Consider the following 12,250-nt stretch of genomic DNA (forward strand, 5'->3'; position numbering starts at 1 on the left):
GCCTGGCCGGAGTGCGGAAGCTTCCGCACTCCGGCGTTACCACCATTTCATTTGCACGCCTCGTTGTATCCACAACGAGGCGAAGGAGAGTCTTTCAATGGAATATCCCATTTACAGGGCTATGCACAGAGCGGCCCAACTGAGCATTCTCAGCGCGGCCATCAGCTGCAGCGCCTCCGTTCTGGCCAATCAGAACGAGTCCATCTTCGGCGCTGCCTACCACCCGGTGGAGTCTGTCGCTGCCGAGCAGTCCCAGGTCGTGTTCTTCCGCGGTGCCGACCAGGGTACGCAAGGCGCCAATGTGTATGTGGACCGCGAGCTGCAAGGTGCTTTGATGCCTGGCGGCTATACCGTGTTCTGTATCCCGGCGGGCGAACACACCCTGGAGTCCTATATAGGCGATGAACCGCTGTATGAGGGCAAGCTGAACCCTCGGGCGTCGGCAGTCTTCGAGGGCGGAAAGACCTACTTCCTCGAGGTTCCGGTAAACCCGAAATCAAGCACGCCGGTGGTTCAGGCTCGTCAGAGCGCCGAGCGGCAGTTGCAGAGCCTGCGCTTGCAGCGTCATGTCATCAATCGCGCCAGCGCGGTCGTGCCCTGCGAGACCGAGACGCGACTGAGTCTGCGCAGTGACGTGTTGTTCCACTTTGGCAAGAGCGGGTACTCGGACATTACCGATGTGGGGCACGCGGAGCTACGCAAGATCGCCGAAGCGATCAAGTCGCAGCATGTGGAAAGCGTGGAAGTGGGCGGGCATGCCGATCCCATCGGCAGCGTGCAGTCCAATCAACGCCTGTCGGAGGCTCGCGCGCAAACAGTGAAAAGCGTCCTGCTGCAACTGGGCGTAGGCACCGAGGCGATCCGGGCCGTAGGTTATGGCAGTAGCGAGCCTGTGGTGCAGTGTGATGGTGGTTCGCGTAACGATCGAATCAACTGCAACGCGCCCAACCGGCGCGTCGACCTGTTGATTCGCGGTAAGCGCTCCGATACCTGAGGATGGCCCTGTGAGGCAAGCTGGCTGAACAGTCATCAGCCGCCTCATCGGGGAAGAGTACCCTCCGGGCCTGCCCACGATTTCGCCCACCTAGCGTCGTGCGGGTCCGGTAGGGTTCATTTGATCGCCAGGCGTCTGGCCAGGCGGTTGAGGTTGGCACGATCCAGGCCCATGTCGCGGGCGACGGCAGCCCAGTTGCCGTCGTGCCGCTCCAGGCTCTGACTGATCATGCGCCGCTGGAAGGCATCCACCGCGGGACGCAGCCCTCCGGTCGGCACGCTGTCCGAATCGCTCGAAGTCTCTGCGGCGAGGTTCTCATCGGCACCCTTATGCAAGGAGTTGAGTGTCAGATCCTCGACACCCAGGCTTAGGATGCGCGAGCGCTGTGAGTGATTTGCGAGTGCTTTCAGAGATGCACGACCGATCAGGTGTTCCAGTTCCCGTACGTTTCCCGGCCACGGGTAGCCGACCAGCGCTGACTGGGCTTCGCGCGTGAGTCTCAGGCTGCGCAGCCCCAGGCGTGGCCGATTCTGTTCGAGGAAGTAGCCCGCCAGCAGCAGGATATCGTTCCCCCGTTCACGTAGCGGTGGCACGCGCAGCGGGTAGACACTCAGCCGGTGGTAGAGATCGGCGCGGAAGCGGCCGGTGCGGACCTCTTCGGCGAGATCACGGTTAGTGGCGGCAATCAGGCGTACATCCACGTGATGCTCTCGATCAGAGCCCAGACGTTGCAGCTGGCCGCTCTGCAGAACGCGCAGCAGCTTTGCCTGGATAGCCAGCGGTAGCTCACCGACTTCGTCGAGGAAGAGGGTGCCGCCATCGGCCAGCTCGAACTTGCCACGCCGTTCGCCCACAGCGCCGGAAAAGGCGCCGCGAACGTGGCCAAACAACTCGCTTTCCACCAGGGTTTCCGGCAGTGCTGCGCAGTTCAGGCTGATCAGCGGCTGGCTGCGACGCAGCGAGTTGGCGTGGATCGATTGGGCCACCAGTTCCTTGCCGACACCGGTCTCCCCGGTGATCAACACGCTCAGATCGCTGCCGGCCACCACCTGGATTTCGCCCATCAAGGCCTGGTGGGCCTTGCTCTGGCCAATCAGTTCTCTGGGCTGATCGCCGGAAGCGCGCTGATAGGCGTCCGCACGTTGCTGTTCCTGATCGGCGCGCAAGGCCAGATCAAGCATGCGCTGGCTGGCCTTGACCGTGGCCGCTGCCAGGCTGGCAAAGGCCTCCAGGTTGTCCAGGTCGCCCGTGGAGAACCGCTCAGGATCCAGTGCATCCAGGGTCAGAAGACCCCAGGGCTGCCCGTCGAGAAACAGCGGGCAGCCCAGGCAATCGTGGACTTCCAGGTGGCCGTGGAGTCCCTCCACCAGGCCGTCGTAGGGATCAGGCAGGCCGCAGTCGGCGGCGAAGTGTGTCGGCCCCGGATGTTCGATGAGGGCGCGCAGGCGAGGGTGCTCACTGATCTTGAAGCGGCGGCCGAGGGTGTCCTGACTGAGACCATCGACGGCCAGGGGCACCAGCTGGTCGCCTTCCAGGCGCAGCAGGGCAGTGGCATCGCAAGGCAGCAGGCCGCGAAGGGCTTCGAGCAGGCGGCGGTAGCGTTCGCCGTCCGGCAATTCGCGGGACAGATCGGCGACCAGTGGGAGGAGGGTGGCGAGTAGGGGGTTTCGAGTCATTTTGACCTCTGCGAAGTCTTTTTGACATCAGAAGATTCGGGTCATTATGACTCATTTTTAAGCGGAGTGACCGGAAATCAAGGGCTGCAAGCTTGGCACGCTTCCTGAAATACACCTTTCAGAAAGCACAGGCAGTCCCACTCGCTGTCTGGCCAACCCGAGGAGATCCACATGCTGTCCAACGAACACCGTACCCTGGTCAAGGCCACTGTCCCGCTGCTGGAGACCGGCGGAGAGACCCTGACCCAGCACTTCTACAAGATGATGCTCAGCGAGTACCCGGAAGTTCGTCCGCTGTTCAACCAGGCACACCAGGCCTCCGGGGACCAGCCCCGCGCGCTGGCCAATGGCGTGCTGATGTATGCCCGCCACATCGATGAACTGGAGCAGCTCGGCCCGCTGGTGGCGAAGATCGTCAACAAGCACGTTGCCCTGCAGATCCAGCCGGAACACTACCCGATCGTCGGCACCTGCCTGCTGCGCGCGATCCGCGAAGTACTGGGCGAGGAGATCGCTACCCAGGAAGTGATCGATGCCTGGGCCGCCGCCTATGGCCAACTGGCCGATATCCTGATTGGTGCCGAGGAGTCGGTGTATCAGCAGAATGCCGAGCAGCGCGGCGGCTGGCGAGGCGCCCGGCGCTTCCGCATCGCCCGCAAGGAAGCCGAGAGCGAGGAGATCACCTCGTTCTACTTCCAGCCGCTGGATGGCGAGCTGCTGCTGGACTTCCAGCCGGGGCAGTACATCGGACTTTCACTGGATATTGGCGGGGAAGAAGTACGCCGCACTTACTCGCTGTCCGATGCGCCCAACGGCCGTGAATACCGCATCAGTGTGAAGCGTGAGCCCGAAGGCAAGGTTTCGAACTACCTGCACGACCGCCTGAACGTCGGTGATGAACTGGACCTGTTCCCGCCGGCGGGTGATTTCGTCCTGCGCAGTGGCGACAAGCCGCTGGCACTGATCACTGCCGGGGTCGGCATCACCCCGGCGCTGGCCATGCTCAAACCGGCGCTGGAATCCGGCCGCGAAGTGCATTTCATCCACTGCGCTCGCCACGGTGGTGTACATGCGTTCCGCGAGTGGGTAGAGGCGCAGTCCGACGCGCATCCGCAGCTCAAGCATTACTTCTGCTACAGCGAGCCGCGTGCACAGGACGCCGCGCATGTCGAAGGCTTCCTCAGCCAGGAGTTGTTGGCCGACTGGCTGCCGGAAGACCGCGACCTGGACGCCTATTTCCTCGGTCCCAAGCCGTTCATGGCGCAGGTGAAGCGTCACCTGCGCGAGATCGGTGTACCTGAGCAACAGTCCCACTACGAGTTCTTCGGCCCGGCCAGCGCGCTGGAGGCCTGAACCTGAGCGCCGACCCGATGGCTGGCCGGCGCAACCCGAGGAGGTGTGTGATGGAAAGTCTTTTCGCTTGCCCGCAACGCAATCTTTCGATGTCCTGGTCACTGCTGACCGGCGGGCTCGTGTTGCTGCTTCTGGGAATTGTGGGAGCCTATTTCGTCGATGGTCATCTGAGCCTGCAAAGCGTTGTCGCAGCTCATGCCTTCACCATCCTCGGGCCCACATTATTGAAGCTGGGCTACGTGCTGCGGCTGGTGGCCCAGCATCAGATGCGCAAGGACGGCTGGGAGGCTTGCTGTGTTACTGGTTGATCGAAAGGCTCTGCTGACCATCGCGCCCTTGTGGCGCCTGGGGTTCCGCCCGTTCTTCCTCGGCGGCGCGGTGTTCGCGCTGATCGCCATCGCGGCCTGGGCGGCCGTGCTGCTCGGATTGTTGCCCACGTGGCAACCGTTGGGCGGCTGGCTGGGCTGGCATCGCCATGAAATGCTCTTTGGCTTCGCGGCGGCGATCATTGCCGGCTTCCTGCTGACCGCCGTGCAGACCTGGACCGGGCGCCCTGGCGTCAGTGGCAGACCGCTGATGGTGCTGTCGCTGGTCTGGCTGGCGGCGCGGGTGGGCTGGCTCGTCGGGGCGCCGCTATGGCTGGTCACCGTGCTGGAGTTGGCGTTCATGCCGGCACTGGCGTTCTTCATCGGCCGCAGTCTGTGGCAGGTCCGCCAGAAGCGTAACTACCCGATCATCCTGGTGCTGAGCCTGCTGACGCTCGCCGATGCACTGGTGATGGCCGGCGTCTGGATGGGTAACGAGAGCTGGCAGCGCGGTGGCGCGTTGGGTGCGCTTTGGCTGGTGGCGGCCCTGATGGGGCTGATCGGCGGCCGCGTGATTCCCTTCTTCACCCAGCGTGGGCTGGGCCGCACCGCTCAGGTGCCGGCCTGGAACTGGCTGGATAACTCACTGCTGGGCGGCACCCTGCTGGTGGCGGTGCTGACCGCAGTCGGTATCGGCCTGACCCCGCACCCACTGGTGGGCTTGCTGTTTGCTGCGCTGGCCGTGGGGCACCTGATTCGCTTGTGGCGTTGGTACGACAAGGGATTCTGGGGTGTGCCGCTGCTCTGGTCGCTGCACCTGGCCTACCTGTGGATGCTGCTGGCCCCGGCAGGGATGGCGCTGTGGAACTTCGCGCCGGCCTTCAACGTCAGCCTGGCGATCCACGCCCTCACCGTGGGCGGAGTGGGCGGTCTGATCCTGGCGATGATCGCCCGCGTCAGCCTGGGCCATACCGGGCGACCGCTGCAGCCGCCCAAGGCAATGGCCTGGGCGTTCGCTCTGCTCAACTTTGGCGTAGTCGCGCGGGTGCTGCTGGTGATCTGGTGGCCGCTGGAAGGCTTGAGCATCGCGGCTGCCTGCTGGGTCGTGGCTTTCCTGATGTTCGCCTGGCACTACGGCCCGATGTTCTGGAAGCCGCGGCTGGATGGGCAGCCGGGCTGAGTCTGTCGCTGCGGTCGGCTGATTCGCGCTGCAGATTTCTCAAGGGGGTGGTCGGAAAGCCATCGCGGACGGAGTCCGCTCCTACGAGATCAAGGACCCATTCCCCTAACCCGGACTGCGCGCCCCACTGCTCAAGCGGGGGATGGGGTCATTCGGTGCAGGATGAAACCATGGCGTCTGCTGGCACGGCCGGCTCCCTCTCCCTCTGGGAGAGGGCTGGGGTGAGGGGAAGTACCGGCACTAACTTTCCCAGGGAAGACAGTTGCTCCTACGCGCGCGGCTTGCTACGACGCGTTTTTGCAGGAGCGAGCCTCCTCGCGAACCGCCGGTGGCGGGGTGATAGCTAGAGCGGCAACAGGCGCTCGCCGAGCCGGCCGCTGTCCGCCAGTTCGAGAAACTCGTCGCCCATCCGCCGGCTTTCATCCATCGCCTTGCGCCAGTAGCGTTCGCGCCCTGCGTCGTCGCCGATGTAGCGGTGGAAGTCCTTGCGATCCGGCAGCTTGTTGTGCGGCAGGCGCGCCAGGTAATCCTTCGACGGGGCGAGCAGCAGTACATCCTGCAGGCGTCCGGCGTCACCACGGCGCCAGGGCAGGCCCTTGTCGAACCAGCCGGGGATGACCTTGTCGGTGAAGTGCGGGTAGAGCACCACGCCTTCGGGCTGGTAGGGCAGGTCCAGGTGATAGTCCAGCAGGCCTCCGTCGCGGTACGTGCCGGGGCCGGCGCCGGGAATGTCGCGCACGCCTTCCATGACCATGGGGATCGATCCGGAGGCAAGCAGGGCGTGGCGTAGATTGGCCAGGTCCAGGTGCAGGTAGCGCGAGGGGAAGTCCGACAGCGGCTCAAGCGGCGGTGCGCGGCGGGCGTCATGGATGATCAGCCGTTCGAAGTGCCGGCGCAGATGGCGGCGGCCGACCAGGTTGTCACGTATCACCGCACCCAGGCCCAGGCCGAGATTGGCCTTGCCGTCCTGCGCGAGGCGGCCGTGGCTCTTCACTACCACCACGTTGAGGCGGTACCAGGGGTTGTCCAGTACGCTGGTGTCGCGGCCGTCGAGCAGGTCGTCGAGCATTTTCGCGCAGCTCCTCGACACGTCGCTGATGCTCGCGTTGCGGGCGAAGCGTTGCTGGGTGTAGAGCTCGCCCAGCCGGCGAATGCCTTCGGCCGGGTCGGGCAGGCAGGCGCTGGCGAATCGCCAGGAGCCAATGGACGCCCCGATCAGCGAGCGTTCACGTGGTGCTCGCGGCAACCATTCGCCGAACAGCGCGAGGTCCAGGCCCTGGATTCCCAATGCCTTCGGACCGCCGGCAGCACCGGGAAGGATTCCTACATCGGCGGGGGCCAGCCCCTGTTCGCGGATGTGTTGGAGCGCGCGGGTTCCGGCCTTGAGGGTGAGAGAGGAAGTCTTGATCTGGATGGCGGTCATGCGGGCCTCGCTGTGGCAGGCCGCGATTATAGAGCCTGTGCGCGTGGAGCAAGGATACTTCACGGGGTGAATGATCGTTGCCGATTCAGCTTGAATTAAGTCCTTCACCTTAATCTGACAGCAGTGAAATTCTGACGAGGTACGCTCATGAAATGGCTGCTGATCCTGACCACGCTCTGCGCACTGCTGCTGGGTGCCGGCGTTGCCACGGCCCATGACATTGGCCCGGACGAGGCGTTGCGCCTGCGCGATGCGGGCACCATCCGCAATTTCGAGGAGCTCAACCGCACCGCACTGGCCAAGCATGCTGGCGGTTCGGTGTACGATAGCGAGCTCGAGCTGGAACATGGCCGCTATCTGTACAAGGTCGACATCAAGGACGCCCAGGGCGTGAAGTGGGATGTCGAACTGGATGCGGTCACCGGCGAAGTCCTCACCGATCACCAGGATGACTGATGAAGACCGTTCCGCTGCGCGCGATGCTGTTCGGCCTGGCGTTCACCGCCCTGGCCGGTGCCGCGCAGGCCCATGACCTGAGCCAGGACGAAGCCCTGCGCCTGAGCAAGGAAGGGGTGATCCGCCCCTTCGAGGAAATCCTCCCCGCCGCACTGAGCCGCTACCCTGGCTCGCGCCTGCTCGAAGCCGAGCTGGAGAAGGAGCACGGCAACTACATTTACGAAGTGGAGTTGCTCACCGTCGACGGTGTGGTGCGCGAACTGGAACTGGATGCCCGCGACGGCCGCATCCTCAAGGATAAGGAAGACGACTGATGCGCCTGTTGCTGGTGGAAGACCACGTACCTCTGGCCGACGAGCTACTGGCGACCCTCACGCGCCAGGGCTATGCGGTGGACTGGTTGGCCGATGGGCGCGACGCTGCGGTGCAAGGCGCCAGCGAGCCGTACGACCTGGTGATCCTCGACCTGGGCCTGCCGGGCCGTCCCGGGCTGGAAGTGCTGCAGGAGTGGCGCGGCATGGGTCTGGCGACGCCGGTGCTGATTCTCACCGCACGGGGCTCCTGGGCCGAGCGCATCGACGGCCTGAAGGCCGGCGCCGACGACTATCTGACCAAGCCGTTTCATCCCGAGGAACTGTTGTTGCGTATCCAGGCGCTGCTGCGGCGTGCCCGCGGGCTGGCCAACCAGAGCCAGCTGGAAGTGGCCGGGCTGAGCCTGGATGAATCGCGCCAGTGCGTGCAGCAGGGCGGCAAGGAAGTCGACCTGACCTCCGCCGAGTTCCGCCTGCTGCGGTACTTCATGCTGCATCCGGGCCAGTTGCTGTCGAAGTCGCACCTGGCCGAGCACCTGTATGACGGCGAGACCGAGCGCGACTCCAATGTCATCGAGGTGCATATCAATCACCTGCGCCGCAAGCTGGGCCGCGAGATCATCGAGACCCGTCGCGGGCAGGGCTATCGCTTCACCGGCAACGGAGCCGCCAATTGATATCGATCCAGCGCCGGCTCGGTCTCGGGCTGGGTGTGGTACTGGTGGTGGTTGGTCTCGTGCTCGCCCAGGCGGGCCTCTGGCTGTTCGACCAGGGTTTGCGCCGCTACCTGGTGAACGGCTTGCAGGACGAGGCGGAAAGCCTGCTGGTGGGTATCACCCGTGGCCCCGCAGGTTTGCAGCTTGACGGCCAGCGGGTCGATGCGGCCTATGAGCGGCTGTTCTCCGGGCGTTATTTCGTCATCCGTTTCGACGACCAGACCTGGCGCTCGCGCTCGCTGTGGGACAACGAGCTGAAGCTGCCCTCGCACAGGGGGCTGGCCAAGTCGCTGGAGAAAGGCCCTGAGGGCCAGCGGCTGCTGGTCTATCGCGGCGACTACAAGCGCTATGCCAAGAAAATCAGCATTGTCGTCGCCCAGGACTACACGCCCGTCCTGAAGAGCTTCAATCGTCTGCGCAATATCGGCCTGGGCGCCGGAACCCTGGCGTTGCTGCTGATCCTGGTGTTCCAGGGCTTCACCGTGCGCCGTGCGCTGCGCCCGCTGGAGCGGGTGCGCCAGCAGATTGCACAGTTGCAGGAAGGTCAGCGCAGCCAGTTGGACAGCCAGGTGCCCCGTGAGCTTGAGCCGTTGGTGGAACAGACCAACCACCTGCTGCAGCACACCGAGGATACCCTGCGCCGCTCGCGCAATGCGCTGGGCAACCTGGGCCATGCCCTGAAGACCCCGCTGGCGGTGCTCATCAGCCTTGCCGACCGCGAAGAGCTGCGTGATCACCCGGAGCTGCGGCGAGTGCTGCAGGAGCAACTGGAGCAGATCGAACAGCGCCTGGCCCGCGAACTGGGGCGTGCGCGGTTGGTGGGCGAAGCATTGCCCGGCGCGCACTTCGACTGTGATGCCGAGTTGCCCAGCCTGTGCGACATGCTCAAGCTGATCCATGGCGATCACCTCGCCATCGACTGGCAGGCACCGCCCGCCACGCGCTTGCCGTATGACCGGGAAGACCTGCTGGAGATGCTCGGCAACCTGCTGGACAACGCCTGCAAATGGGCCGATGCCCAGGTGCGGTTGACGGTGGAGAAGGGCCCAGACGCATACCGGCTGAGCGTAGACGACGATGGCCCCGGCATTGCCGAGGACCAGCGAGACAGTGTGCTGGAGCGTGGCACTCGGCTGGATGAGCAGGTGGCCGGGCATGGCCTGGGCCTGGGCATCGCGCGGGATATCGCGGCGGCCTGCGGTGGCAGCCTGAAGCTGGAAAGCAGCGAGCTGGGTGGGCTGCGCGTAGTGGTCGAGCTGCCACGGCGCGCGGTGTGACTAGTAGCTGTAGCCGGCTTTGTAGGAGCCGGCTGCGTCCGCGGTGGGGTATGTGCTGCACCGTGCCATGCGGTTCGCGAGCAAGGATTGGACGTCCCCCTCGCTCCTACAGAAAAGCGCCGGTGCCTCCCTGTAGGAGCGAGCTTGCTCGCGAACCGGATCTGGCGCTGGCCTTGCCAGCGGATCGCGGAGAAGCTCCGCTCCTACGAGAGCGATATGCGCCGAATCAAACGCGGAACTGATCCATCAACCCCTGCTGATGGTTCGCCAGCTTGTTCAGCGACTGGCTCACCTGCGCCGATTCCTGCGCCTGGCTCGACAGCGATTCGGTCACGTCGCGAATCCCCGCCACGTTGCGGTTGATCTCCTCGGCCACCGCGCTTTGCTCCTCGGCGGCGCTGGCGATCTGCAGGTTCATGTCGGTGATCACGCTGACCGCATCGCCGATGCGCTTGAGCGCGGCCACGGCCTGTTCGACCTGGGACACGCTGTCCTGCGCCTGGCGGTGGCTGTTGCTCATGGCGCCGACCACGTCGCGGGTGCCGTTCTGCAGGCCTTCGATGACCTGGCGGATTTCCTCCACCGAATCCTGGGTGCGTCGGGCGAGGTTGCGCACTTCGTCGGCGACCACCGCAAAGCCGCGCCCGGCTTCACCGGCGCGGGCCGCTTCAATGGCGGCGTTGAGCGCCAGCAGGTTGGTCTGCTCGGCGATGCCGCGGATGACTTCCAGCACCGAGCCGATCTGCTCGCTGCTCGCCGCCAAACCTTCTACCTGGCTCATGGCGCTGCTCATGTCGCTGGCCAGTTCGTCAATCAGGCGGGTGGTGTTATCGATCACGGTCAGGCCGTCGCGGGTCGCGCCGTCGGCGCCGCGTGCGGCGTCAGCGGCCATGGCGGCGCTGTTGGCGACGTCGTGGGCGGTGGCGCTCATTTCCTGGGAGGCGGTCGCCACCTGGTCGACTTCGCGGAATTGCTGTTGCATACCGGCACTGGTCTGGGTGGCGATTTCCGAGGACTGGTCGGCGGTGGCGCGGGCGTCGTGCACCGAGGATTTCACGTCGCGGATGATCGGCTGCAGCTTGTCGAGGAAGCGGTTGAACCAGCCGGCCAGCTCGCCCAGCTCGTCCTTGCCGGCGTAGTCCAGGCGCTTGGTCAGGTCGCCTTCGCCGCTGGCGATGTTGCGCAGCATGGCGGCCACGCCGAGGATTGGCCGGGTCACGCCGCGGGCGGTGAGCCACATGGCGAACAGGCCGATCAGGATGGCGACCAGGCCGAAGCCCAGCTGGGAAACGGTACCCTGCGTGCTCTGGTCGTCGAGTTCGTTCTGCAGCTCGATGGCCGGGCCGAGCAGGACGTTCTGCGGGACCTCCAGCAGCACGCCCCAGGGCTTGGAGCCGGGGATCGGTTGCAGCGGCTCGACCACGCGCAGCTGGTCGTCCTGGCGGAATACCTGCTCATGGTTGGCGGCGATGGCCTGTAGCAGGTCGGCACCCTGGTTCGGGTAGACCTCCTTGAGGTTCTTGCTCAGCTTCGAGGCATCCGCGCTGTGGCCGGCGAGCAGGCCAGCCGCGCTGACGATGCTGACGCGGCCCTGGCCGTCATAGAGTTCCTGGCTGCCTTCCTCGGCAATTTCCTGCAGCTTCTCCATGCTGATGTCCAGGCCCATGACGCCGATGACTTTGCCGTCCAGCTCCAGCGGGAAGGCAATGCTGGTCATCAGCATCTTCTTGCTGCCAACGTCGTCGAAATACGGGTCGAGCACGCAGGGCTGGCCGGTGGTCTTGGGGCAGGTGAACCAGGCGTTGTAGGCGCTGCCGCTGGGGCCGGGGCTGGTGTCGTTGAGCAGCGATTCGGCCATGGCCTCGGACTCGAGGTGACCCGGTGTGGCCTGGGACCAGTAGATGGAGAAGCGCCCGGCATCGTTGCTGCCCAGCTCGCCCTGGCCGGCGAAGAGCTTGTCCTTGCCATCCAGCGCGTCGGGTTCGAAGGCGACGTAGAGGCCAAGCAGCTCCGGGTTGCCTTCCAGCGCAGTCTTCACCTGGCGGGTCAGGTCCTCGCGCAGGTCGTAGGCGTCGAGGAAACGCTTCTGCGCCTGGTCACGCAGGAACAGCACCTGCCGTGAGAAACCCTTGCCATATTGATAGGCGTCCATGATGTAGCGCTGGATGCGCATGGCCTGGACCTCGCCGCGGGATTGCAGGCGGGCCTTGGCCGCTTCATCGAGCATCTGCGTGCTCGATTGCTTGACCAGCGCGGTGCTGTGCTGGGTGCGGTAAACGGAAAGCCCGGACAGCAACGAGACGACGCCGAGCAGGCAGAGCCCGGCAAGCAAGGTGATCTTCCACTGGATGGAAAGACGGCGCAGAAGCATGGAGGGGAATCCTTGTTTGAACTAAGCCTCGGGATGCCAGCTATATCGGCCTTTCCCGCATCTTCTTGACCCGCGACGGGGTGAAACGCCAGAAAACAGGCGATTCTGGCGTACCTGGCCGAGGGGCGGCGAAAAGCCAGGCAAGAAGCGTGCTCGTCTGCGTGAAAGTCCTGCCAGGTGAACTCGGA

11 protein-coding genes are annotated in these 12,250 nt (G+C 64.8%); 8 read left to right on the forward strand and 3 right to left on the reverse strand.

The window, feature by feature from the left end:
- Positions 1-97: 97 nt before the first annotated feature.
- Complete coding sequence (locus G4G71_RS14215) at positions 98-994, forward strand: OmpA family protein (RefSeq protein ID WP_169938560.1); 897 nt, start codon at positions 98-100, stop codon at positions 992-994.
- Positions 995-1,110: 116 nt separating this feature from the next.
- Here G4G71_RS14215 and norR read toward each other — a convergent pair whose 3' ends face one another.
- On the reverse strand, positions 1,111-2,670 hold the full coding sequence (gene norR / locus G4G71_RS14220) for a nitric oxide reductase transcriptional regulator NorR (RefSeq protein ID WP_169938562.1): 1,560 nt from the start codon (positions 2,668-2,670) through the stop codon (positions 1,111-1,113).
- 171 nt (positions 2,671-2,841) lie between these two features.
- On the opposite strand from norR, the gene hmpA reads away from it, so the two are divergent.
- From hmpA to G4G71_RS14235, 3 genes are read left to right on the forward strand one after another with little or no spacing between them, the layout of a single operon-like run.
- Positions 2,842-4,023 carry an NO-inducible flavohemoprotein gene (gene hmpA / locus G4G71_RS14225; RefSeq protein WP_169938564.1) on the forward strand — a complete coding sequence of 394 codons (1,182 nt, stop codon included), beginning with the start codon at positions 2,842-2,844 and terminating at the stop codon, positions 4,021-4,023.
- 50 nt (positions 4,024-4,073) lie between these two features.
- Complete coding sequence (locus G4G71_RS14230) at positions 4,074-4,331, forward strand: transmembrane sensor/regulator PpyR (protein WP_169938566.1); 258 nt, start codon at positions 4,074-4,076, stop codon at positions 4,329-4,331.
- A complete protein-coding gene (locus G4G71_RS14235; protein WP_169938568.1) occupies positions 4,318-5,508 on the forward strand; it encodes an NnrS family protein in 1,191 nt (396 codons plus the stop codon). Before G4G71_RS14230 ends, G4G71_RS14235 begins: the two co-directional genes overlap by 14 nt.
- 343 nt (positions 5,509-5,851) lie before the next feature.
- On the opposite strand, the gene G4G71_RS14240 is transcribed toward G4G71_RS14235, so the two are convergent.
- Positions 5,852-6,931: a patatin-like phospholipase family protein gene (locus tag G4G71_RS14240; RefSeq protein WP_169938571.1), complete on the reverse strand. Its 1,080-nt coding sequence runs from the start codon at positions 6,929-6,931 to the stop codon at positions 5,852-5,854.
- Between the two features lie 147 nt (positions 6,932-7,078).
- Here G4G71_RS14240 and G4G71_RS14245 point away from each other — a divergent pair, with 147 nt between their 5' ends.
- From G4G71_RS14245 to G4G71_RS14260, 4 genes are read left to right on the forward strand one after another with little or no spacing between them, the layout of a single operon-like run.
- The gene (locus G4G71_RS14245; protein WP_169938573.1) at positions 7,079-7,387 is read left to right on the forward strand and encodes a PepSY domain-containing protein; all 309 of its coding nucleotides are present in this window, start codon (positions 7,079-7,081) and stop codon (positions 7,385-7,387) included.
- Between the two features lie 23 nt (positions 7,388-7,410).
- Complete coding sequence (locus tag G4G71_RS14250) at positions 7,411-7,701, forward strand: PepSY domain-containing protein (protein WP_240964951.1); 291 nt, start codon at positions 7,411-7,413, stop codon at positions 7,699-7,701.
- Entirely contained in the window at positions 7,701-8,375 is a 675-nt protein-coding gene (locus tag G4G71_RS14255; protein WP_169938577.1) for a response regulator transcription factor, read from the forward strand. The genes G4G71_RS14250 and G4G71_RS14255 overlap by 1 nt, the downstream gene beginning before the upstream one ends.
- Complete coding sequence (locus G4G71_RS14260; protein ID WP_169938579.1) at positions 8,372-9,691, forward strand: ATP-binding protein; 1,320 nt, start codon at positions 8,372-8,374, stop codon at positions 9,689-9,691. Before G4G71_RS14255 ends, G4G71_RS14260 begins: the two co-directional genes overlap by 4 nt.
- A gap of 226 nt (positions 9,692-9,917) precedes the next feature.
- Here the strand turns inward: G4G71_RS14260 and G4G71_RS30325 are convergent, their stop codons facing one another.
- Complete coding sequence (locus G4G71_RS30325; protein WP_169938581.1) at positions 9,918-12,062, reverse strand: methyl-accepting chemotaxis protein; 2,145 nt, start codon at positions 12,060-12,062, stop codon at positions 9,918-9,920.
- Positions 12,063-12,250 lie beyond the last annotated feature (188 nt).

It is taken from the genome of Pseudomonas multiresinivorans (genome assembly GCF_012971725.1).
In the GTDB taxonomy this organism is placed as follows: domain Bacteria; phylum Pseudomonadota; class Gammaproteobacteria; order Pseudomonadales; family Pseudomonadaceae; genus Pseudomonas; species Pseudomonas multiresinivorans.